This window comes from Mesorhizobium sp. M1312 (genome assembly GCF_040318115.1).
Classification (GTDB): Bacteria; Pseudomonadota; Alphaproteobacteria; order Rhizobiales; family Rhizobiaceae; genus Mesorhizobium.
The window spans coordinates 26751-47767 of the sequence record NZ_JAMYLQ010000029.1 but is presented as its reverse complement, the minus strand read 5'-3'; the positions used below and the strand labels follow the sequence as shown (position 1 = coordinate 47767).

Genomic DNA, 21017 nt, shown 5'->3' with positions numbered 1-21017 from the left:
TAAGCTCCTCGCGAGACGTCCGCGGCCAAGCTCCCTACCTCCCCCTTGTGGGGAGGTCGGACCGAAGGTCCGGGTGGGGGTCTGCGCCCTGCGCCTCCTTAGCGCCTGCCGAACAGTCTTTCGATGTCGACAAGCTTGAGCTCGATGTAGGTCGGCCGACCATGGTTGCAGGTGCCGGATCCCGCCGTTGCCTCCATCTGGCGCAGCAGCGCGTTCATCTCCTCGGGTTTGAGCAGGCGGCCTGACCGCACCGAGCCGTGGCAGGCCATGGTCGCGGCTATTGTGTCCAGCCGCTCCTTCAGCGTCTCGACCGTGTCGTTGTCGGCGATCTCGTCGGCAAGGTCGCGCACTAGCTGCTGGACATTGGTTTCACCCAGCATCGACGGCGTCTCGCGCACGGCGACAGCACCCGGGCCGAAACGCTCTATGCCGAGGCCGAAGCGGGCCAGCGTTTCGGAATGCATAGCAAGCCGCTCGGCATCCTCTTCCGGCAGATCGACGATCTCGGGCAAAAGCAGCATCTGCGACGGCACGGCGTGCGCATGCAGCGCGTTCTTCAGCGCCTCGTAGACCAGCCGCTCATGCGCCGCATGCTGGTCGACGATGACAAGCGAATCCCTGGTCTGCGCGACAATGTAGTTCTCATGCACCTGCGCCCGTGCGGCACCCAGCGCCATGCCGAGCAGCGTTTCCGCCGCCTGTTCTTGCCCCGCACGCGCGTCGGCGCTGTGAAGCGGTCCGGCGTCGAACGCCGCCTGATCGTTTTCGCCGAAGCCGCCGTTTCCTGGTTCCGTGTCCTCAAGTCCCCCGCCTTCCAAGCCCATGTCCAGCGGTCGCTGCGGCGAGCGGGCCGGATCGAAACCGGCGGAGCCGGAGGCCCGATAGGCCGCCTCGTAGCTGCGGTGGCCGTTGGCCGGACCGGCATGCGCATAGAACGCTGCGCCCGGCCGGAATGCCGCCATCATGCCGGCGGCTCCTGATGTGGCGGCACGGATGCCGGCATTGGCCAGCGTCTCGCGGATGGCGCCGACGATCAGCCCGCGCACCAGCCCCGGATCGCGAAAGCGGACATCGGCCTTGGCCGGGTGGACATTGACGTCGACGATGGCCGGATCGAGCGTCAGGAACAGCACCGTCACCGCATGCCTGTCGCGCGGAAGCACGTCGGCGAAGGCGCCCCGGATAGCGCCGGCGATCAATTTGTCACGCACCGGCCGGCCGTTGACATAGGCGTACTGCTGCAGCGCGTTGGCGCGGCTGAAGGACGGGATCGAGATGTGGCCGGCGAGATGCACGCCGTCGCGCATGGCATCGATAGCGATGGCATTGGCCGGGAAGTCGGCGCCCATCACTTGTGCGACGCGACGCAGCCGGCCTTCCGGGCTGTCGTCGGTCGCCGGCAGTTCCAGCGTCGAGCGGTCGGAACCGGCCAGCGTGAAGCGTACGGCCGGGAAGGCGATAGCGATGCGTTTGATTACGTCGCTGGTGGCCGAGCTTTCAGCGCGCTCGCCCTTCATGAATTTGAGCCGCGCCGGCGTGGCGAAGAACAGGTCGCGCACCTCGACCGTTGTGCCGCGATTGGCGGCCGCCGGCTTGACGGCGGACACGCGTCCGCCCTCGATGCCGATCTCGGCGGCGCTATCGCCGCTGGCCGTGCGTGAGCGGATCGACAGCCGCGCCACTGAGCCTATCGACGGCAGCGCTTCGCCGCGAAAGCCGAGCGAGCGGATGTCGTGGATGTTGTCGGCGAGCTTCGAGGTGCAGTGGCGTGCGATCGCCAGCGCCAGTTCCTTCTCCGGGATGCCCGAGCCGTCGTCGGTGACGCGGATCAGGTTCAGCCCGCCGCCGGCGGTGACGATCTCTATCCTGGCGGCGCCGGCATCGAGTGCGTTCTCGACCAGTTCCTTGACCACGCTCGCCGGACGCTCGATGACTTCGCCGGCGGCGATCTGGTTGATCATCGTTTCGGAAAGCTGGCGGATGGGCATGGGAGCACTATAGGCGGATTCGAGACGTGCGCGGAAGCACTAGATACGTGTGGCAGTGGAGAAGCCCGCGGCAGAGGGGGCTGTTCCGCCACGGTGCGTTGAAATGGGAATGTTGTTGAAGTGAACGGGTTTGGCCACTAAGTGACATAGTGAATTATCGGACGGAAAGCCAAAACCTGAAACGAATTGCGGTCGGTGGCGACAATTGGATGTCATTCTAGATTTTATCTGCTGTATATTCGGAATTTGACCACATAGTTATCTTGTTTATCATTGCGCTAGAGCGCGTAGCACGGCCGGGCGAACTCACGCCTGCGCGGCCAGCCAGTCCCGTACCTTGCGGGCGTTGTCGCTGAGTTCGCGGTTCTTCGGCCAAATGATGTGGAAACGCGTGCCGGTTCTCATCACATGGCTGGTGGCGCTCACCAGCAGGCCCGATGCCAGGAGCCGCTCGGCAAGGTGCCGCCAGCCGAGCGCGATGCCTTGCCCCTCCATCACCGCCTGGATCACCAGCGCGTAGTCGTTGATGCGCAGGCCGCGCCCGGCGTCGGCCTCCTTCAGGCTGGCCCCGGCGGAGTGGAACCACTCTTCCCAGCTTGCCGCCTCGCGAAACGGCTCTTCCAGATGGATGAGGCGGTGTGCCGCCAATTCCTCGACAGTCTGCGGCAGGCCGAACTTCGCCACATAGCTGGCGCCGGCAACGGGAAAGATTTCCTCGTCGGCCAGTGGCAGTGAATGATAGTCCGGCCATTCCCGGGGCTCGCCACCGCGCACAGCGAGTGGGATGCCCTCGGCGATGATGTCGAGATCGCGGTCGGCGGTCTGGATGCGCAGATCAATGCCCGGCAGTTCGTCGCGGAACTGCTGCAGCCGCGGCATCATCCAGAAGGAGCCGAAAGCGGTCGACGCGGCAAGCGTCACATGGCCGCCGGTCGCCTGTAGGCGCAAATCCTCCGCCGATTTGCGGATGTGCGACAGGCCAAGCGAGACGTCGGCGTGAAAACGGCCACCGGCTTCGGTCAGGCTGACCTGCCGATGGCGACGCTGGAAGAGTTTCGCGCCGAGCTGCTCTTCAAGCCCCCGGATCGCGTAGGACACGGCAGCCTGCGTCATGCCAAGCTCTCGCCCGGCGGCGGTAAAACTCGACAGCCGCCCGGCGGCTTCGAAAACGATCAGGCTGCCGGCGGACGGCAGCAGGTGGCGCAGGCTTCGCATAAGCTGAACTTATACAAGAGATCAAGATTTTCCAGCGTCACAGCTGTATTTTGTCTCGCTAAGTTGACTGGCTCTGGGAGGATGGAGTTTCCATGAACGCACAGGCTGCTGAAGTGACCGAACACGCCAATCGTCGAGCGGGTGGCCGCCTGGGGCGCAAGGCGCTGCGTGGAACTCCCATGGCGTCGTTTCCGACCCTGGTCCGTAAGATCCCGGTATATCAGATGGTCCCGAACGAGGCGGTGGAGCTGATCCATCAGGAGTCGCTCAGCATCCTCGAAGAGGTGGGATGCGAGTTCCGCGACGACGAGGCCATTGCAATGTGGAAGGCCGCGGGAGCCGATGTCTCGGACACAAGAGTCCGGATCGACCGCGCCCTCCTGATGGAGCTCGTATCGAATGTCCCGTCGGAGTTCACGCTCAATGCGAGAAATCCGGAGCGTTCGGTGCGCGTCGGCGGAAACAACTCCATCTTCGTGCCGATGTATGGCGCGCCTTATGTGCGCGACCTCGACAACGTCAGGCGCTATGGCACGCTCGCCGACCTTCAAAATTTCCACAAGCTCGCCTACATGGCGCCGGCGCTGCACTCGTCGAGCTCGATCATCTGCGAGCCGATGGAAATTCCTGTGCCGAAGCGTCACCTCCACATCATCCATTCGGCGCTGAAGCACTCCGACAAACCGTTCATGGGCATCGTGACGTCAAAGGATCGAGCGGAAGACACGATGGCGATGGCGGGCGTCGTGTTCGGCGAGGACTATGTCCGTGACAACCCGGTCCTGGTTGCGATCACCAACTGCAATTCGCCGCTCGTCTGGGACGCCACCATGCTGGACGCGATGAAGATCTATGCGCGCCACAACCAGCCATTGATCCTGGCGCCGTTCGCGCTGTGCGGCGCCTCGACTTCGGCCTCTGCCGTCGGCGCGGTCGCGCAGGTCAATGCGGAAGCGCTGGCCGGCGTCGCGTTCACGCAGCTGCTGCGTCCGGGTTCACCGCAGATCTACGGACAGTTCATGGTCACGGTCGACATGAAGACCGGAGCACCCATGGGCGGCACGCCGGAGGCCGCCCAGATGATGTATCTGATGGGGGCACTGGCGCGGAAATACCGGCTGCCCTGGCGCACGTCGGGCTTCCATGTCGGATCGAAGCTGAACGACGCCCAGGCGGGCTACGAGGCGAACATGCTGATGCATGCCGCCATCCTTGCCGGCGCCAACTACATCTGGCACTCCGCCGGATGGCTTGAGGCCGGCCTGACCTGCGGCTATTCAAAATTCGCGACGGACTGCGAACAGCTTGTTGGCTGGTACAAATACGCAGGCGGCCTTCCGTTCGACGATTTCAAGGAAGCGATGGCGGCGATCCGCGAGGTGGGGCCGCAGGGCCATTTCCTCGGCACCCAGCACACGCTTGAACATTTCGAATCCGCCTTCTTCATGCCCAGCATCATGGACTTCAATTCGTACGAACAGTGGAAGGCTGAAGGGGCAAAGGACCACGACACCCGCGGCCGCGAGAAAGCGCGCAACATGCTCGCGGATTATGAGGAGCCGAAGCTCGATGAAGGCATCGCCGACGGCCTGACAGACTTCATCGCGCGGCGCGAGGAGCGGCTGCCGGACAGCGTTAGTTGATGCAACGGGCGAAGACCCAACGGGAACCACAAGGAGAAAAAAATGGCACTCTTCAGAAGCAACGGTGATCGTGTCCCGAGCACTATCGAGGCAATGGCGGCAGAGACGCGTGCAGGTCGTATGGACCGGCGCGAATTTCTGGCGCTGGCAAGCGCCTTCGGCGCATCGACTGCCCTTGCCTACGGTATGATCGGTCTTGCGATGCCCGAACAGGCCTTGGCCGAAGAGCCGAAGAAGGGTGGAACGCTGCACGTATCGATGTCGGTGAAGGGACAAAAGGATCCGCGCACCTACGACTGGGTGGAGATGGCAAACATCACCCGCACCTGGCTCGAACCGCTTGTCCGCTATACGCGCGAGTTCACATTCGAGCCGGTCCTGCTCGAAAGCTGGGACGTCAACGACGACGCCACCGAATATGTGCTGCATCTGCGCAAGGGCATCACCTGGAACAACGGCGACGCTTTCAACGCCGATGATGTCGTCTACAATCTGACGCGCTGGTGCGAGAAGGGTGCCGCCGGCAATTCCATGGCCGCGCGCGTCGGTGCGCTGATTGATGAAAAAACCGGCAAGGCAAGGGATGGAGCGATCACCAAGGTCGACGACAATACGGTCAAGCTTAAGCTGAACGAACCAGACATCTCGCTGATCCCGAACTTCACCGACTATCCGGCGCTCGTCGTCCATCGCAAATTCGACGCCGACGGCGCCGATCCAATCGGCAAGCCGATCGGCACCGGGCCTTTCGAGCTCGTTTCCTACGATGTCGGCCAGAAAGCCGTCGTCAAGCGTCGCGAAAACGGCAAGTGGTGGGGCGGTGAAGCGCCGCTCGACAGTGTCGAATTCATCGACTACGGCACCGACTTCAATGCTTCGGTGAATGCATTCGAATCCGGCGAGATCGATGTCAATTTCGAGACACCCGCCGACTTCATCGACATCCTCGACAAGATGGATCTGGTGAAAACGGAGGTCGCGACAGCAACCACGCTCGTTGCCCGGACCAATATCACGCACAAGCCCTATGATGACAAGCGGGTGCGCAACGCCCTGCAAATGGCTGTCGACAACAATGCGGTGCTCGAACTTGGCTACGCCGGGCGCGGCACCCCAGGTGAAAACCACCACGTCAGCCCGATCCATCCGGAATACTACCCGCTGCCCAAGAAGACACGCGACGCGGCGGCCGCCAAGACGCTGATGGCAGAGGCCGGACAGGCCGATTTCGAGCATGAACTGATCACCGTCGAGGACGATTGGCAAAAGAACACCGGCGACGCGATTGCCGGCCAGCTGCGCGATGCAGGGATCAAGGTGAAGCGCACGGTGCTGCCGGGGTCGACCTTCTGGAACGACTGGACGAAATACCCCTATTCCATGACCATCTGGTACATGCGCCCGCTCGGCGTTCAGGTGTTGGCGCTCGGCTATCGCACCGGCGAGGCCTGGAATGAAACGGCGTATTCGAATCCCGATTTCGACGCCAAGCTCAAGCAGGCCCTCTCGCTGATAGACGTGGAGAAGCGCCGCGAGGTCATGAAGGACGTCGAGCAGATCTTGCAGGATTCGGGCGTCATCGTGCAGCCGTTCTGGCAGAAGCTGTACAGCCACATGAACAAAAAGGTGAAGAATTACGCTGTCCACCAGACGTTCGAGATGGATCTCCAGAACGTCTGGCTGGACGCCTGAGTTAAACGCCCAGGGGCGCCTGAGTTAACGCCCCTGGGATTACACGGGCCGGGTTTCATGGGCTGCAAAAAAGCCGGGATGCAGGATTCGTGGTATGAACGGCTCCCACCACGAAAGCCTGGAGATTATCGGATGAGACTGACTGTGCTTGCCGCCGTTCTCTCGATCGCAGCGCCTGCGGCCGCTCTGGCCGGGCCGGCTTCCAACGCGGTGAAGTTCTTCTACGTGCCCAAGGTCAAGTTCGAGGCCGACGCGAAATACCGCGACCGTTTCACCGAGCCGGTGATCAAGCTGTTCGACCTCAACGACCAGGCACAGAAGAACAAGCCGGACGAAGTGCCTTGCATCGACTTCGCCCCCGGTCTCGACGCGCAGGACTATGACGAGAAGACCGTCGCCAAGACGCTGAAGCTGTCTGAAGCGGTGGATGGCGACAGCGCCAGTGTGACAGTGACGTTCAACCTTTTCCCGGAAGGCGATGGTTCCAAACGCGAAATGGTCTGGTCGCTGAAGAAGGTTGACGGCAAATGGAAGGTCGCCGACATCACCTCGAAGACGAGCGGCTGGACGCTGAGTGCGCTCGAATGCCTCGCTGGCCAGACTCCGGAGTGATGCCATGGCCCGCGCCCTGGCCTTGGCGACTGTGTGCCTGCTGGCGGCGGGTTTGAGCAACACCGCTGCTCAGGACCTGTTCGGTGCGCCACCCGCAAACGCGCCTGCCGACAATGCTGCAACTTCGCCGACCGCGTCCCAGCAGACTGATAGCGCCCCGGCAGCGCCGGTGCAGCTGGGTTCGCCAACGGCGGTGGTGAAACCGTTCTACGAGCATGCCGGGCTCGAGCTCGATCCGGCAGAGCGCAGCCACTTCGCCGATCCGGCGAAGTCGGTGCTCGACAAAAGCGATGCGCTGCGGAAATCCGGGCAGGGCGAGTGTCTCGATCCCAACATGGCGCTGGACAATGCGGCGTACGACAGGGCCGAGATCGACAAGAGCCTGAAGACTATTGAAGCGGTCAAGGGCGACGAAGCCAAGGTCGTCGTCGCTTTCGTCGTCGCCGGCAATCCGCACCGGCTGGAGTGGAAATTCAGGAAGGTCGAGGGCGATTGGAAGATCACGGACCTTCTGTCGGTGACCGGCGAATGGGCGCTCAGTCAGTACCAGTGCGAGTGAGAACCGATGAAGATCACCAACATCCGCGTCACCCATGTCAACGTTCCGCTCGATGCCCCCTTCTGGTGGACGGCTGGTCTCTACGGCGGCGCCTCGAAGTCAATCATCGAGGTCGAGACGGACGAAGGCGTGGTCGGACTGGGCGAGGCGCCTTGGTGGCATTTCGGCGAGGTGATCAAGGCCGAGATCGCGCCGGCGCTGATCGGCGCCGATCCGCTCGACATCGCCGACTGCGAGGCGCGCTGCGTGCCGCCCTGGCAGATTACCGCCAACACCGGCGAGAATGCCGCCTCCGTGGCGTTTGGAGCCGTCGAGCTGGCGCTTTGGGACATCAGAGGCAAGGTCTTCGGCATGCCGCTCTACAAAGTCCTCGGCGGCGCCGTGCGCAAGGACGTTCCGTTTTCGGAATATTTCTCGTTCCGCACCGCGCAGGGCGGAGCGGGTGGCGAGATGACGTCCGAAGCGATCGTCGAGTACTGCCTAAAGATGCGCGAGGAGCATGGCTCGACAATCTTCGAGGGCAAGCTGATCATGGGCGATCCCGCGCTCGAGATCAGGACCGTGCGCATGCTGCGCGAGGCGCTTGGCGATAAGGCGCAGATCAAACTCGATTCCAACATGCAGTGGTCGCTGACCACGGCGCGCTGGGTGCTGCGCGAGATCGAGCCGTTCAACATCCGCAATTATGAGGATCCGGTCGCGACCTTCGAGGAGATGGCGGCGCTGCGCCAGCACTCGCGCATTCCGTTTTCCACGCACATCCCGGATCTCAGACGAGCGGTTGCGCTCGGTGCGCCGGATTACTTCGTCTGCAATTTCGCAGCACTCGGCGGACTGTCGAAAACCCTGAAATTCATTGCCGCCTGTGAGGCGATGGGCAAGGGGTTCTGGTGCTATTCGAACGATCTCGGCATCATGACATCGGCCTATCTGCACGTCGTGGCGGCGACGCCGTGGATCACCGAAGCATCGCAGTCGCTGTTTCGCTGGCAGATCGGCGATGTTATCAAGGACGGTCCGTTCCGGCAGACCGGCAACACGGTGCGTGTGCCGGAGGGCAACGGGCTGGGCGTCGAACTTGACCCCGCTGCAATGAAGCGCTGGGCGGGGCATTTCGCCGAACACGGGCCGATGGGCCATTTCAGCGACCCGAACAATCCCGGCCGCTACCGGCGGCTGCCGCTCAACTGATGCAACATACGTTCCGTAGAAACTCAGGCTCAGCCGCGCCCGCGATAGGGTGCGACGCCGGTGTCGGGCAGCCAGGCGCCTTCAGGCGGCGCGCCGGTCTGCCAGAATACATCGATCGGAATGCCGCCGCGCGGATACCAATAGCCGCCAATGCGCAACCACAGTGGTTTGGTCGCGGCGATGATGCGGCGGCCGATCATGACGGTGCACTCTTCATGAAAGGCGCCATGGTTGCGAAACGAGGTCATGAACAGCTTGAGCGACTTCGATTCCACTAGCAGCGTATCAGGTGCATAGTCGATGACGATATGGGCGAAATCCGGCTGGCCGGTGACCGGACAGAGCGAGGTGAATTCCGGGCAGGTGAAGCGAACGATGGCCGGCGGCCCGTCGCCGCGCGAAAACGGCACGGTTTCCAGGACTGCCGCTTCAGGGCTCTGTGGCGCCTCGACGTTGGTGCCGAGCTGGGTAAGGTTTTTCGTATTGGTCATGGGCGGGTTCCTTACTGCATGTCGCCCAAAAGCCTGTCCACGGGCCTGACCCGAGGGTGCGCAGCGGTTTTGGGATACGACATGCGCGAAAACAAAAATTTGCCGCTCTTTAGCACAATTTGAAACAGCAGGAAGACGATGACCACCAACGATCCGCTTCTCCAGCCCTATCAGCTCAAACACCTGACGCTGAAGAACCGGGTCATGTCGACCAGCCATGAGCCGGCCTATTCCGAGGACGGCATGCCGAAAGAGCGCTACCGGCTCTACCACGCCGAAAAAGCCAAGGGCGGCATGGCGCTGACCATGACTGCCGGTTCGGCGATCGTCTCGCGCGACAGCCCTGCCGCCTTCGGCAATCTGCATGTCTATGACGACCACATCGTGCCCTGGCTCACCGAGCTCGCCGATGCCTGCCACGAGCATGACTGCAAGGTGATGATCCAGATCACCCATCTCGGCCGCCGTACCGGCTGGAACAAGGCCGACTGGCTGCCGGTGCTTTCAGCCTCGCCGGTTCGCGAGCCGGCGCACCGCGCCTTTCCCAAGACCATCGAGGACTGGGACATCGAGCGCATCGTGGCCGACTACGCCGCTGCCGCTCAGCGCTGCCAGGCCGCCGGCCTCGACGGCATCGAGTTCGAAGCCTACGGCCACCTGATGGACGGCTTCTGGTCGCCCGCCACCAACCAGCGCGACGACGATTTCGGCGGCTCGCTCGACAACCGCTTGCGCTTCACCGGCATGGTGCTCGACGCGGTGCGGGCAGCGGTCGGCGAAAAGTTCGTCGTCGGCGTCCGCATGGTCGCCGACGAGGATTTTGAGAAGGGCCTTTCGAAACAGGAAGGTGTCGAGATCGCCAGGCGGCTGGCCGGCTCCGGCAAGGTCGACTTCCTCAACATCATCCGCGGCTCGATCGAAACCGACGCTGCGCTGACCAGGGTCATCCCGGTGACCGGCATGCGCTCGTCGCCGCATCTCGACTTCGCCGGTGAGGTGAGGGCGGCGACGAAATTCCCGACTTTCCACGCGGCGCGCATTTCCGACGTCGCCACGGCGCGTCACGCCATCGCCACCGGCAAACTCGACATGGTCGGCATGACCCGCGCCCATATCGCCGATCCGCATATCATCCGCAAGGTGATGGAGGGCCGCGAGCACGAAATCCGCCCTTGCGTCGGCGCCACCTATTGCCTCGACCGCATCTATGAGGGCGGCGAGGCGCTGTGCATCCACAATGCGGCAACCGGCCGCGAGGCTGATATTCCGCACATCATCTCGAGAACCGAGGGACCGAAGCGGAAGGTGGTCGTTGTCGGCGCCGGGGCCGGCGGGCTGGAAGCGGCGCGTGTCGCGGCCGAGCGCGGTCACCAGGTGACGGTGCTGGAAGCGTCGAGCCAGGCCGGCGGGCAGGTGCGGCTGGCGACGCAAAACCCGCGCCGCAAGGAGCTGATCGGCATCATCGACTGGCGGCTCGCCGAACTCGACCGGCTCGGTGTCGAGATCCGCTACGACACCTGGGCGGAGAAGGACGATGTTCTGGCGCTGTCGCCCGACGTGGTGGTGGTCGCCACCGGCGGCCTGCCGCAGAACCCGCCACTGGCGGCGGGCGACAACCTCGTCACTTCGAGCTGGGATATCATGGCCGGCAGCATCAAACCGGCCGAGAACGTGCTGCTCTACGACGACAATGGCGGCCATCAGGGTATGGGTGCCGCCGAATTGATCGCCAATAGCGGTGCAAAGCTTGAGCTGGTTTCGCCCGAACGCTTCTTCGCCCCGGAGATGGGAGGCATGAACCACGTGCCCTATATGCGCGCTTTCCAGGAAAAGGCCGTCACCATAACCATCAACACGCGGCTGCGTTCGGTGCGGCGTGAGGGCAATCAACTGGTTGCGGAGCTCGGCTCCGACTTCGCCGATGGCTGGCGCGGCGAGCGGCGGGTCGATCAGGTGGTGGTCGAGCACGGCACGCTGCCGCTCGACGATCTCTATCTGGCACTGAAACCGCTGTCGAAGAACGGCGGCGCGGTCGATTACGAGCGGCTGGTCAAGGGTGGCGACATTTTTCCGGCGCGCAATCCGCAAGGCGGTTTCGTGCTCTTCCGCATCGGTGATGCGGTCGCCTCGCGCAACATTCACGCCGCAATCTATGACGGCATCAGGTTTGGGTTGCGGATCTGAAGATTACTTTTGATTGATGGCGCGCAGCCGAACCTCCGTACGGAGAGCCGCCAGGCACATAAGTCCGATCTGCGCGCATTGCTTGAGTGGGGACAAGACGCTATATATGACTACAATGGTCACAATCTAGGCAGCAGCATGCGCGAAATCCAGTTGAAGGATGCCAAGGCTATGCTTTCGGCGGTGGTCGATCGGGCCGTCGCGGGAGAACCTGCAATCATCACGCGTCACGGGCGCAAGCAGGCCGTGATCCTGTCGTTCGAAGACTACGAACGGCTGTCGCGGGTGCCTAGCTTCGGACAATTGCTGGCGGCCTTCCCCGGTGACAAAGGCGATATTCCTCCCCGTTCCCGCAAACAGGTTCGCAAAGTTGCGTTGTAACGCGGTCGATTGGTCCTGATGTTTCTGCTGGACACCAACATCATCTCGGCAATCGCTCCGGCCAAGAAGGCTGATCGGGCAGCGCTGGCAACATGGCTCGACAAAGCCAGCGAATACCTGTTCCTGTCCGTTGTCACTGTATCCGAAATCGCTGCAGGGATAGCCAAGGCCGAGCGCGAGGGTGCGACGACAAAGGCGAATTTGCTACGCAACTGGTGGCAAGCGGTCGAGCACCTTTATGGAGAGAGGGTTCTTCCCTTCGATTTGCGCGCCGCACATGCCGCCGGGTCCATCCTCGATCGGGCAAGGGCGCATCGGCCAGGGTTCGAAGACATAGCGATCGCCGCGACGGCCGAGGTCCACGGTTTGACGATACTGACCGACAACGAGCGTCATTTTGCACCGCTCGGGGTGGCGATGCTCAACCCGCTGAAGAACTTGCCGCTTGCACCGCTCGGGGTGCCGATGCTCAACCCGCTGAAGAACTTGCCGCCATTGCGGCAGTCAGCGGCAGATCGGCCTTAGCCGGACTCACCCGTCAGCCCGCCATTTCCGAAGAGGCGTTGTCAAGGCTGGCGCCTTACGCCCGGCTTCCCCGCAGCAGCGTTAGCCTGGCTTTCTTCGGCGCCCGCGCGACCAGCCATTCGCGTGCCGTGTCCTGCGGCATCGGGAAGGCGATGGAATAGCCCTGCACCTGGTCGCAGCCGATCGCCATCAGCGAATCGAGCTCGGCCTCGGTTTCGGCGCCCTCGGCGACGATCGAGATGCCGAGGCCGCGGGCGAGTTCGGTGATGGCCCGCACGATCTTGGTGTTGTCGTCGTTCTCATTGATATTCTGGACGAAGCGTCGATCGATCTTCAGCCGGTCGATCTCGTTCGGGTTGACGTGGCTGAGCGACGCGTAGCCGGTGCCGAAATCGTCGAGTTCGAGATGAACACCGGCGGCGCGGATGTGCCGCAGCTTTGCCGCTATGCCGGTCTTCTCGTCGTCGAGAATGACGGATTCGACGATTTCCAGCGAAAGCTTTTGTGGCGGCAGGCCGGCCTTTTCCAGCGTATCGAAGAGGAAGGCGTCGAAATCGGGCTCACGCAATTCTGAGCCGGATACGTTGACGGCGAGCCGTCCGAAGGCGACGCCGGCGCGGTTCCACTCGGCCGCCTCGCTGATTGCCTTGGCGATGACAATGCGGCCGATCGCAGGCATGAGTCCGCATTTTTCGGCAACGGGAATGAATTCGCCTGGGGCGATCATGCCGCGTTCGGCATGTTCCCAGCGAACCAGCGCCTCGATGCCGCCGATCGTGCCGTTCGACAACGAAACCTGTGGCTGGAAATAAACCTGGAACGCCTTCTCCGCGATCGCGATCCTAATGTCATGCTCGAGCTGCTTGCGGAAATCGAGTTCATGCCGCAACTCCTCGGAGAAGAATGAGAGGCTGCCGCCACTCTGCTTCTTGGCGGCGTGGAGCGCGAGATCGGCATGGACGAGCAGATCTTGCGCATTGTCGGCGTCGATCGGATAGACGGCGACGCCGGCGCTGGCGCCCGGAAGGATGGTCGTGCCCTGAAAGACGATCGGTTCGTTGATCTGCGTCAGGACGCGCCTGGCGACCATGTTGATATCCTCGGTGCCGCCGGCACCATTGAGGATCATTACGAACTCATCGCTGCCGAGACGCGCGCAGAGATCCGACGCTCGGCAGGAATCGCGCATGCGCTGCGCCGTCACCACCAGCACATAGTCGCCGGCGGCGTGGCCAAGCGTGTCATTGATCTGCTTGAACCGGTCGAGGTCGAGGTGCACCGCCGCAAGCCGCTCTCGCCGACGCTGTGCCCCCTTTATCAGCGTATCGAAATGGTCGGTCAGGAAGGTGCGGTTGTGCAGGCCGGTAAGGCCGTCATGCACGGCGATGAAGGCCATGGAATTGCGGGCATCGATCAGTTCATGCGTCTTGCGCAGAATGGCATTCGACATCGGCCTGAAGATGAAAAGTGCCACCAGCACGATGACGCCGATGGTGGTGTAGAACAGCGTTCGATGGAGATCGAGAAGTGTCTCCGATCGCGCATCGGCATGGGCGCTGATGCGCTGGCCGAGTGCCGCATAGCCCGACAGGGTCGCATTGGCGATGGAAGCGTCGAGGTTGACGCGTTCGCCGCCGCCCTTGTAGCCGCCATTGTCGGCCATACCGAGTTGCGATTCAAACGCCGAAACCAGGCGTTCGCCGTTGGCGATAAGCCCGACCGAGAAGTAATCGAGATGAAACGGCTTGGCGAAAAGCACGCTTTCGACTGATTTTGGATCGAACCTTGCCGGTGACGCCGGGTCGGCGACGACCCGCTCGAGCAGAAGGTCGTAGTTCCTCTCGAACTCCGCCGTGGCCTGTTTGAATGCGGTGACCAGAGCCGGTTGTTGGTTGCGCGAAGCAGCACCGGCCGCGTTGGCAAGGAAGACAATGCGTTGCGACAGCGCCTTTTGCGTGCCGACAATATCGAGCAGCGTATCGTCGTGCCGCTGGGCAGCCATCATCTGCTGGAGAAGGATGAAGGAGGCCATCACCATGGCTGCAATGATGAGCAGCGCCAGCCAATAGCCGGCCTTGATCAACAGTATGAGCCTGCTCGAAATGGTTTGCGCCGGTTGCTGCGACATTTTCTGGGGCGGTCCCTCTCGCCGACAGATTTGTTGGGTGTGAGAACCATTGGCTTGAAAGTGTTAACAGCTCTGGAAGTCGATAGAGCTACGACAGCGCCAGTGGTGGAAAGCTCGCGAAATGGTTATCGCGTTCTTTCGCGCGGCACCTGCATTTGAGCATCCGCCATTTGGCGGCATTCTGGGGCGGCATTCTGGTCACTGGCCGTCGCATCACCGAAGCGGTCGCTTTTGCGGTGGATTTTTCGTCCGCGTGGCGCGACAGTCCATTCAATCTCAACAGGGCCTGATCATGAGCGCAGCATTACTCTCCCATATCGACAGCGAGCTTCAAGGGCTGAAATCGGCCGGCCTCTACAAATCCGAGCGGGTGATCACCTCTACGCAGTCGGCCGAGATCGAGGTGGGCGGCGAAAAGGTGCTGAATTTCTGCGCCAACAACTATCTCGGCCTCGCTGATAGCGCCGACTTGCGTGACGCGGCCAAGCAGGCGCTTGACCGCTACGGGTACGGCATGGCGTCGGTGCGTTTCATCTGCGGCACACAGGAAGAGCACAAGCAGCTCGAGGCGACGATTTCTAGCTTCCTGGGCATGGAGGATACGATCCTCTACGGCTCGTGCTTCGATGCCAATGGCGGCCTGTTCGAGACGCTGCTCGGCGAGGAGGATGCGGTCATCTCCGACGCGCTGAACCACGCCTCGATCATCGATGGCGTGCGGCTGTCGAAGGCGAAGCGCTTCCGCTACGCCAACAACGACATGGCCGACCTGGAGGCGCGGCTGAAGGAGGCAAGGGATTGCCGTTTTCGGCTGATCGCCACCGATGGTGTATTTTCCATGGACGGCATCATCGCCAATCTGAAGGGCGTCTGCGATCTCGCCGAGAAGTACGATGCAATGGTGATGGTGGATGACAGCCATGCAGTCGGCTTCGTTGGCAGGAACGGCCGCGGCTCGGCCGAGCATTGTGGCGTCGAGGGCAGGGTGGACATCATCACCGGCACGCTCGGCAAGGCATTGGGCGGCGCATCGGGCGGCTACACATCGGCCAAGAGCCAGATGGTTGACTGGTTACGCCAGCGCTCGCGTCCCTATCTGTTTTCCAACACGTTGATGCCGGCGATCGCCGGCGCCTCGATCCGGGTTTTCGAACTGATCGGCAATGGCGATGCGCTGCGTCAGCGTCTCTATGCCAATGCGGCGCACTTCCGGTCTGAAATGGGTAAGCTCGGCTTTACGCTTGCCGGCGCCGATCATCCGATCATTCCGGTCATGCTGGGCGATGCGACACTGGCGCAGGAGATGGCGGCGCGCATGCTGAAGCGCGGCATCTATGTTATCGGCTTCTCGTTTCCGGTGGTGCCGAAGGGCCAGGCGCGCATCCGCACGCAAATGTCGGCCGCCCATTCCAGCGGCGACATCGATCGCGCGGTCGAGGCATTCGGCGCGGTCGGGCGCGAACTCGGTGTGATTTCCTGAACGGCCGGAACCAAAAAGCGATTCCGGATCAATAGATTCAAGGTACAAAAGAATGTCGAACATGATGAAGGCGCTGGTCAAGGCCAAGGCCGAGCCGGGCATCTGGATGGAAGAGGTGCCGGTACCGGAAATCGGCCCTAACGACGTGCTGATCAAGATCAAGAAGACCGCGATCTGTGGCACCGACGTCCACATCTACAATTGGGACCAGTGGGCGCAAAAGACCGTGCCGGTGCCGATGGTGACCGGGCACGAGTTCGTCGGCACGGTCGCCGATTTCGGTGCGGCGGTGACCGAATACAAGATCGGCCAGCGTGTTTCGGGCGAAGGCCACATCGTCTGCGGCCACTGCCGCAACTGCCGGGCGGGCAGGGGGCATCTGTGCCGCAACACGCTCGGCGTTGGCGTCAACCGGCCGGGTGCTTTCGGCGAATATCTGGCGATCCCGCAGCACAACGTCGTGCCGATCCCCGACGAGGTGCCCGACGAGATCGCCGCGATCTTCGATCCCTTGGGCAATGCCGTGCACACCGCATTGTCCTTCGATCTCGTCGGCGAGGACGTGCTGGTTACCGGCGCCGGGCCGATCGGCATCATGGGGGCGCTGGTGGCGCAGTGCGTCGGCGCGCGAAAAGTCGTCATCACCGACATCAACCCGGTGCGGCTGGCGCTGGCGAAAAAGCTCGGCGTCCAGCATGTGGTCGACGCGTCGAAGGAAAAGCTGCGCGATATCATGCCGGCGCTCGGCATGACCGAAGGTTTTGACGTCGGCCTCGAAATGTCGGGCGCCGCACCCGCCTTCCGCGACATGATCGACGCCATGAACAATGGCGGCAAGATCGCCATTCTGGGCATCGCGCCGACCGGCTTCGAGATCGACTGGAACAAGGTGATCTTCAAGATGCTGCATCTCAAGGGCATCTATGGCCGCGAGATGTTTGAGACCTGGTACAAGATGATCGCGCTGGTGCAGGGCCCGCTCGATGTCAGCGGTCTGATCACCCACCGCATCGGCATCGACGACTTCCAGACGGGCTTCGACGCGATGCGCAGCGGCAATTCGGGCAAGGTGGTGATGGACTGGTGAGCGCCTAATCCTTGCCCAGAGCTTTCTTGAGCGCAAGCAATCCGTTTGTGATCGCGGTGCGCTCGCCAGCGCTGAGTTTTGCCAGCAATTCCTGCTCGAATTCCATCGCCAGCGGCACCATCTCGCGATAGGCGGCGAGGCCTGCCCTGGTCAGCGTCAGATGTTCGATGCGGCGGTCTTTTTCATCCGGTGTTCGCGTGAGCCAGCGGCGCCGTTCGAGTTCGGCGACGGCGCGCGAAACCTTGGTCTTGTGCATGGCGGACTGCTCACCGAGCGCTGTTGCGGTCATGCTACCGTGTTGGCCGAGGCCGGCCAGCGTGCGCCATTCGGGCCGCGTCAGGCCGTGGCGATCTTTGTAAATCCTGGAAAATTCGCGGCTGACGGCATCGGCGAGCCGGTAGAGCCTGTAGGGCAGGAAGCTTTCGAGTTCGAGAATTTCCAGTTCGTCTGAGGTCTCGCGCTTGGTCGTCATTTTCGCAGCCGCCGCATCTTTTTAGTCAGTTGATGGTTACATTTTCAATGGTTACAAATGAAACCAGTGTGGTCAATCCAGAGCGCGGCGCGCACTCGTGGACGCGCAAAGGCCGCTCTGGCACTGTGGATTCGGGAGGAAACCATGGCCTATTCCTACATGCCGGGGTTCGGCAACGACTTCGAAACCGAAACCTTGCCTGGCTCGCTACCGCAGGGGCGGAATTCGCCGCAGCGGCCAGCCTACGGCCTCTATGCCGAGCAGCTCTCGGGCTCGCCCTTCACCGCCCCACGCGGCACCAACGAGCGCTCCTGGCTTTATCGCATCAGGCCGAGCGTTAGGCACACCGGCCGCTTCAAACCAGCGAATTATCCGCTGTGGAAGAGCGCGCCGAATGTCGGCGATCACGAACTGGCGCTTGGCCAATATCGCTGGAGTCCGGTGCCGATGCCAAAGGAGCCGACCGACTTCATTGCCGGCATCCGCAGCATCACCACCGCCGGCGACGTGCTCGGCCAGACCGGCATGGCGGCTCATGTCTATGTCGCCAACCGTTCGATGGTCGACGACCATTTCTTCAACGCCGACGGTGAGCTGCTGGTCGTGCCGCAGGTCGGCAGCCTGCGCTTCGTTACCGAAATGGGCGTCATCGAACTGCGACCGGGCGAGATCGCGGTGTTGCCGCGCGGCCTTGTGTTCAAGGTCGAACTGATCGATGAAGCAGTGCGCGGCTATGTCTGCGAGAATTACGGTGCCAAGCTGGCGCTGCCGGATCGCGGCCCGATCGGCGCCAATTGTCTGGCGAATCCACGCGATTTCAAGACGCCTTGCGCCTGGTTCGAGGACAAGGAGACGCCCTGCCGGCTGGTCGTGAAATGGTGCGGGCAGTTTCATGTCACCGAACTCGATCATTCGCCGCTGGATGTGGTGGCATGGCACGGCAACTATTCGCCTTACAAATATGATCTTGCAACGTTTTCGCCGGTCGGCGCTATATTGTTCGACCACCCCGATCCTTCGATCTTCACGGTGCTGACCGCGCCGAGCGGTGAGGAGGGCACCGCCAACATCGACTTTGTCATCTTCCCGCCGCGCTGGCTTGTGGCCGAAAACACGTTCCGCCCACCCTGGTATCACCGCAACATCATGAGCGAGTTCATGGGCCTGATCCATGGCCAATACGACGCTAAGGAAGAAGGCTTCGTTCCCGGCGGCATCAGCCTGCACAATCTGATGCTGGCCCACGGCCCTGACGCGTCTGGCTTCGAAAAGGCCTCGCGCGCCGAGCTGAAACCGGTCAAGCTCGACAACACCATGGCTTTCATGTTCGAGACCCGATTCCCGCAGATGCTGACCCGCTACGCCGCCGAGGTTGAAACTCGGCAGGACAATTACATCGACTGCTGGGCCGATCTGAAAAAGCGCTTCAATGGCACGCCCGAGGGCGACTGGTCTTGAGCGCTGATCCGACGCGGGATCGGCTGGTGCTGCTGGGCTCAAAGGGCGGCCCGGCACTTCGGCCGGGCGGACCGTGGCCGAGTTCGTCGCTGCTGGAGATCGGCAGCCGCACCATCGTCGTCGATTGCGGGCTTGGCGTCACGCGCGGGCTGGCCGATGCCGGCATCAGCTTGAAGGCGCTCGACCTGGTCTTCATCACGCATCTGCATTCCGACCATGTGCTGGAACTCGGTCCGCTGATCCACACCGCCTGGACGGCGGGTCTGGCGACACCGGTCACCGTGTACGGCCCGCCTAGTACCGCCCACTACTGGCAGCGTTTTTGCCAGGCGATGGAATTCGACATCGAGATACGCATCATCGATGAAGGTCGGCCCGATATCAGAGACATGGTTTCGATCGTCGAGCTAGACGAAGGCCGGGTGATGGAGGAGCGCGGCCTGAAGGTGTCAGCGCTGCGCGTCGACCATCCACCGGTGACCGACTGCTTCGCGCTGCGCTTCGAGCATGCCGGACAAAACGTCGTATTCTCCGCCGATACCGCATACTTTCCGCCATTGGCCGACTTCGCCAAAGACGCCGACATCTTCGTCCACGAAGCCATGCTGGAAAAGGGCATCGAGCGGCTCGTTGCGAAAACCAGCAACGGCGCGCGGCTGAGGGAACATCTGCTCGCCGGCCACAGCTTCGCCGGGGAGGCGGGGCGCATCGCCATGGAGGCCGGGGTCGGGCGACTGGTGCTCAACCACCTCATTCCGGCCGACGATCCCGAGATCGGCGAGGCCGACTGGATCGCCGCCGTCAGGAAAACATGGGCCGGCGACTTGACGATCGCCCGCGACGGCCTTGTTGTGGGATTAAGCGGCACCAAAGCCGCATCAGGAGAGGAAACCGCATGAAGCTTGCCACATTGAAGGACGGGACGCGCGACGGAAAGTTGGTCGTCGTCTCGCGCGACTTGACGCGGTTCACCGATGCCTCGTTTCTGGTGCCGACACTGCAGGCGGCGCTCGACGACTGGAGCCGGATCGCGCCGCACCTGGCCGCCATGGCGGAATCGCTGGAGAACCATGCGGTGCCGTCAGCGCGCTTTCACGAGCATGACGCCCATTCGCCGCTGCCGCGCGCCTACCAATGGGCCGATGGCTCGGCCTATGTGAACCATGTCGAGCTGGTGCGGAAAGCGCGCGGCGCCGAAATGCCGGCAAGCTTCTGGACCGATCCGCTGATCTATCAGGGTGGTTCGGACAGTTTCATCGCGCCGCGTGATCCGATCCGGGCGACCGACGAGGCTTTCGGTATCGACATGGAGGCAGAGATCGCCGTCATTGTCGACGATGTGCCGATGGGGGCAAGCCTCGATGAGACGCGGGCCGCGATCCGGCTGGTCATGCTGGTCAATGACGTCACGCTGCGTTCCCTTACCGCGCCAGAGCTTGCCAAGGGCTTCGGCTTCTTCCAATCAAAGCCGTCGTCGGCTTTTTCGCCCGTCGCGGTGACGCCGGACGAGTTGGGTGAGGCGTGGGAAGGCGGCAAGGTCAGCCTGCCGCTGCTGGTCGATCTCAATGGCAAGGCGTTTGGCCGGGCGAACGCAGGCGTGGATATGACCTTCGATTTTCCGGCGCTGATTGCACATGCCGCGAAAACCCGGCCGCTGGCCGCCGGCACGATCATCGGCTCGGGCACGGTTTCCAACCAGCTCGACGGCGGCCCGGGCAAGCCTGTCTCGGCGGGCGGCGCCGGCTATTCCTGCATTGCCGAGTTGCGTATGATCGAGACCATCGAGGCCGGCGAACCGATAACCTCGTTCTTGCGCTTTGGCGACACGATACGCATCGAGATGAAGGACAGGACCGGACATTCGATTTTTGGTGCGATCGAGCAGAAGGTCGAGAAATACGGGGCATAAGA

Annotated in this window: 17 protein-coding genes and 1 pseudogene; 13 read left to right on the top strand and 5 right to left on the bottom strand. The window is 62.4% G+C overall.

The window, feature by feature from the left end:
• Window positions 1-98 precede the first annotated feature (98 nt).
• Together mutL and NKH36_RS26905 are read right to left on the bottom strand one after the other, a co-directional pair.
• Window positions 99-1988: a DNA mismatch repair endonuclease MutL gene (mutL, locus tag NKH36_RS26910; protein ID WP_352965209.1), complete on the bottom strand. Its 1890-nt coding sequence runs from the start codon at window positions 1986-1988 to the stop codon at window positions 99-101.
• Window positions 1989-2294: 306 nt separating this feature from the next.
• Window positions 2295-3203 (bottom strand): LysR substrate-binding domain-containing protein, encoded by a 909-nt coding sequence (locus tag NKH36_RS26905; protein WP_352960199.1) that lies wholly within the window; start codon window positions 3201-3203, stop codon window positions 2295-2297.
• Between the two features lie 92 nt (window positions 3204-3295).
• On the opposite strand from NKH36_RS26905, the gene NKH36_RS26900 reads away from it, so the two are divergent.
• The 5 genes from NKH36_RS26900 (at window position 3296) to NKH36_RS26880 (ending at window position 8900) form a co-directional block, all read left to right on the top strand.
• Complete coding sequence (locus NKH36_RS26900) at window positions 3296-4846, top strand: trimethylamine methyltransferase family protein (RefSeq protein ID WP_352960201.1); 1551 nt, start codon at window positions 3296-3298, stop codon at window positions 4844-4846.
• Between the two features lie 42 nt (window positions 4847-4888).
• Window positions 4889-6538, top strand: coding sequence for an ABC transporter substrate-binding protein (locus NKH36_RS26895; RefSeq protein WP_352960203.1), 1650 nt, complete (start codon window positions 4889-4891; stop codon window positions 6536-6538).
• 132 nt (window positions 6539-6670) lie between these two features.
• Window positions 6671-7150: a DUF3828 domain-containing protein gene (locus tag NKH36_RS26890; protein WP_352960205.1), complete on the top strand. Its 480-nt coding sequence runs from the start codon at window positions 6671-6673 to the stop codon at window positions 7148-7150.
• 4 nt (window positions 7151-7154) lie between these two features.
• The gene (locus tag NKH36_RS26885) at window positions 7155-7709 is read left to right on the top strand and encodes a hypothetical protein (protein WP_352960207.1); all 555 of its coding nucleotides are present in this window, start codon (window positions 7155-7157) and stop codon (window positions 7707-7709) included.
• A 6-nt stretch (window positions 7710-7715) separates the two neighbouring features.
• Window positions 7716-8900: a mandelate racemase/muconate lactonizing enzyme family protein gene (locus NKH36_RS26880; protein WP_352965205.1), complete on the top strand. Its 1185-nt coding sequence runs from the start codon at window positions 7716-7718 to the stop codon at window positions 8898-8900.
• A gap of 29 nt (window positions 8901-8929) precedes the next feature.
• Here the strand turns inward: NKH36_RS26880 and queF are convergent, their stop codons facing one another.
• A complete protein-coding gene (gene queF, locus NKH36_RS26875) occupies window positions 8930-9391 on the bottom strand; it encodes a preQ(1) synthase (RefSeq protein WP_352960211.1) in 462 nt (153 codons plus the stop codon).
• A gap of 138 nt (window positions 9392-9529) precedes the next feature.
• On the opposite strand from queF, the gene NKH36_RS26870 reads away from it, so the two are divergent.
• The 3 genes and pseudogenes from NKH36_RS26870 to NKH36_RS26860 all read left to right on the top strand — a co-directional run.
• Window positions 9530-11575: an oxidoreductase gene (locus NKH36_RS26870; RefSeq protein WP_352965203.1), complete on the top strand. Its 2046-nt coding sequence runs from the start codon at window positions 9530-9532 to the stop codon at window positions 11573-11575.
• A gap of 138 nt (window positions 11576-11713) precedes the next feature.
• Complete coding sequence (locus NKH36_RS26865; RefSeq protein ID WP_352964317.1) at window positions 11714-11956, top strand: type II toxin-antitoxin system Phd/YefM family antitoxin; 243 nt, start codon at window positions 11714-11716, stop codon at window positions 11954-11956.
• An 18-nt stretch (window positions 11957-11974) separates the two neighbouring features.
• Window positions 11975-12400, top strand: a pseudogene (locus NKH36_RS26860) (type II toxin-antitoxin system VapC family toxin); the annotation flags it as partial.
• Window positions 12401-12536: 136 nt separating this feature from the next.
• Here the strand turns inward: NKH36_RS26860 and NKH36_RS26855 are convergent.
• On the bottom strand, window positions 12537-14609 hold the full coding sequence (locus NKH36_RS26855) for a putative bifunctional diguanylate cyclase/phosphodiesterase (protein WP_352964314.1): 2073 nt from the start codon (window positions 14607-14609) through the stop codon (window positions 12537-12539).
• A gap of 292 nt (window positions 14610-14901) precedes the next feature.
• Between NKH36_RS26855 and NKH36_RS26850 the strand changes: the two genes are divergently transcribed.
• On the top strand, window positions 14902-16089 hold the full coding sequence (locus NKH36_RS26850) for a glycine C-acetyltransferase (RefSeq protein ID WP_352964311.1): 1188 nt from the start codon (window positions 14902-14904) through the stop codon (window positions 16087-16089).
• A 52-nt stretch (window positions 16090-16141) separates the two neighbouring features.
• On the top strand, window positions 16142-17176 hold the full coding sequence (gene tdh / locus NKH36_RS26845; RefSeq protein ID WP_352964307.1) for an L-threonine 3-dehydrogenase: 1035 nt from the start codon (window positions 16142-16144) through the stop codon (window positions 17174-17176).
• 4 nt (window positions 17177-17180) lie between these two features.
• On the opposite strand, the gene NKH36_RS26840 is transcribed toward tdh, so the two are convergent.
• Window positions 17181-17618, bottom strand: a complete 438-nt coding sequence (locus NKH36_RS26840) for a MarR family winged helix-turn-helix transcriptional regulator (RefSeq protein ID WP_352964331.1) — start codon at window positions 17616-17618, stop codon at window positions 17181-17183.
• A 174-nt stretch (window positions 17619-17792) separates the two neighbouring features.
• On the opposite strand from NKH36_RS26840, the gene hmgA reads away from it, so the two are divergent.
• Genes hmgA through NKH36_RS26825 form a run of 3 tightly spaced genes read left to right on the top strand, consistent with a single transcriptional unit; the run spans window position 17793 to window position 21015 of the window.
• On the top strand, window positions 17793-19106 hold the full coding sequence (gene hmgA / locus NKH36_RS26835) for a homogentisate 1,2-dioxygenase (RefSeq protein ID WP_352964304.1): 1314 nt from the start codon (window positions 17793-17795) through the stop codon (window positions 19104-19106).
• On the top strand, window positions 19103-20005 hold the full coding sequence (locus NKH36_RS26830) for an MBL fold metallo-hydrolase (protein WP_352964301.1): 903 nt from the start codon (window positions 19103-19105) through the stop codon (window positions 20003-20005). The genes hmgA and NKH36_RS26830 overlap by 4 nt, the downstream gene beginning before the upstream one ends.
• On the top strand, window positions 20002-21015 hold the full coding sequence (locus NKH36_RS26825) for a fumarylacetoacetate hydrolase family protein (protein ID WP_352964299.1): 1014 nt from the start codon (window positions 20002-20004) through the stop codon (window positions 21013-21015). Before NKH36_RS26830 ends, NKH36_RS26825 begins: the two co-directional genes overlap by 4 nt.
• Window positions 21016-21017: the final 2 nt, after the last annotated feature.

What these genes read in the sequence shown, in the direction of transcription:
- tdh (WP_352964307.1), top strand. Translation starts at nt 16,142, where the DNA reads ATGTCGAACATGATGAAGGCGCTGGTCAAGGCCAAGGCCGAGCCGGGC.
- mutL (WP_352965209.1), bottom strand. Translation starts at nt 1,988, where the DNA reads ATGCCCATCCGCCAGCTTTCCGAAACGATGATCAACCAGATCGCCGCC.
- NKH36_RS26880 (WP_352965205.1), top strand. Translation starts at nt 7,716, where the DNA reads ATGAAGATCACCAACATCCGCGTCACCCATGTCAACGTTCCGCTCGAT.
- NKH36_RS26900 (WP_352960201.1), top strand. Translation starts at nt 3,296, where the DNA reads ATGAACGCACAGGCTGCTGAAGTGACCGAACACGCCAATCGTCGAGCG.
- NKH36_RS26850 (WP_352964311.1), top strand. Translation starts at nt 14,902, where the DNA reads ATGAGCGCAGCATTACTCTCCCATATCGACAGCGAGCTTCAAGGGCTG.
- hmgA (WP_352964304.1), top strand. Translation starts at nt 17,793, where the DNA reads ATGGCCTATTCCTACATGCCGGGGTTCGGCAACGACTTCGAAACCGAA.
- NKH36_RS26905 (WP_352960199.1), bottom strand. Translation starts at nt 3,203, where the DNA reads ATGCGAAGCCTGCGCCACCTGCTGCCGTCCGCCGGCAGCCTGATCGTT.
- NKH36_RS26890 (WP_352960205.1), top strand. Translation starts at nt 6,671, where the DNA reads ATGAGACTGACTGTGCTTGCCGCCGTTCTCTCGATCGCAGCGCCTGCG.
- queF (WP_352960211.1), bottom strand. Translation starts at nt 9,391, where the DNA reads ATGACCAATACGAAAAACCTTACCCAGCTCGGCACCAACGTCGAGGCG.
- NKH36_RS26895 (WP_352960203.1), top strand. Translation starts at nt 4,889, where the DNA reads ATGGCACTCTTCAGAAGCAACGGTGATCGTGTCCCGAGCACTATCGAG.
- NKH36_RS26870 (WP_352965203.1), top strand. Translation starts at nt 9,530, where the DNA reads ATGACCACCAACGATCCGCTTCTCCAGCCCTATCAGCTCAAACACCTG.
- NKH36_RS26885 (WP_352960207.1), top strand. Translation starts at nt 7,155, where the DNA reads ATGGCCCGCGCCCTGGCCTTGGCGACTGTGTGCCTGCTGGCGGCGGGT.
- NKH36_RS26855 (WP_352964314.1), bottom strand. Translation starts at nt 14,609, where the DNA reads ATGTCGCAGCAACCGGCGCAAACCATTTCGAGCAGGCTCATACTGTTG.
- NKH36_RS26825 (WP_352964299.1), top strand. Translation starts at nt 20,002, where the DNA reads ATGAAGCTTGCCACATTGAAGGACGGGACGCGCGACGGAAAGTTGGTC.
- NKH36_RS26865 (WP_352964317.1), top strand. Translation starts at nt 11,714, where the DNA reads ATGCGCGAAATCCAGTTGAAGGATGCCAAGGCTATGCTTTCGGCGGTG.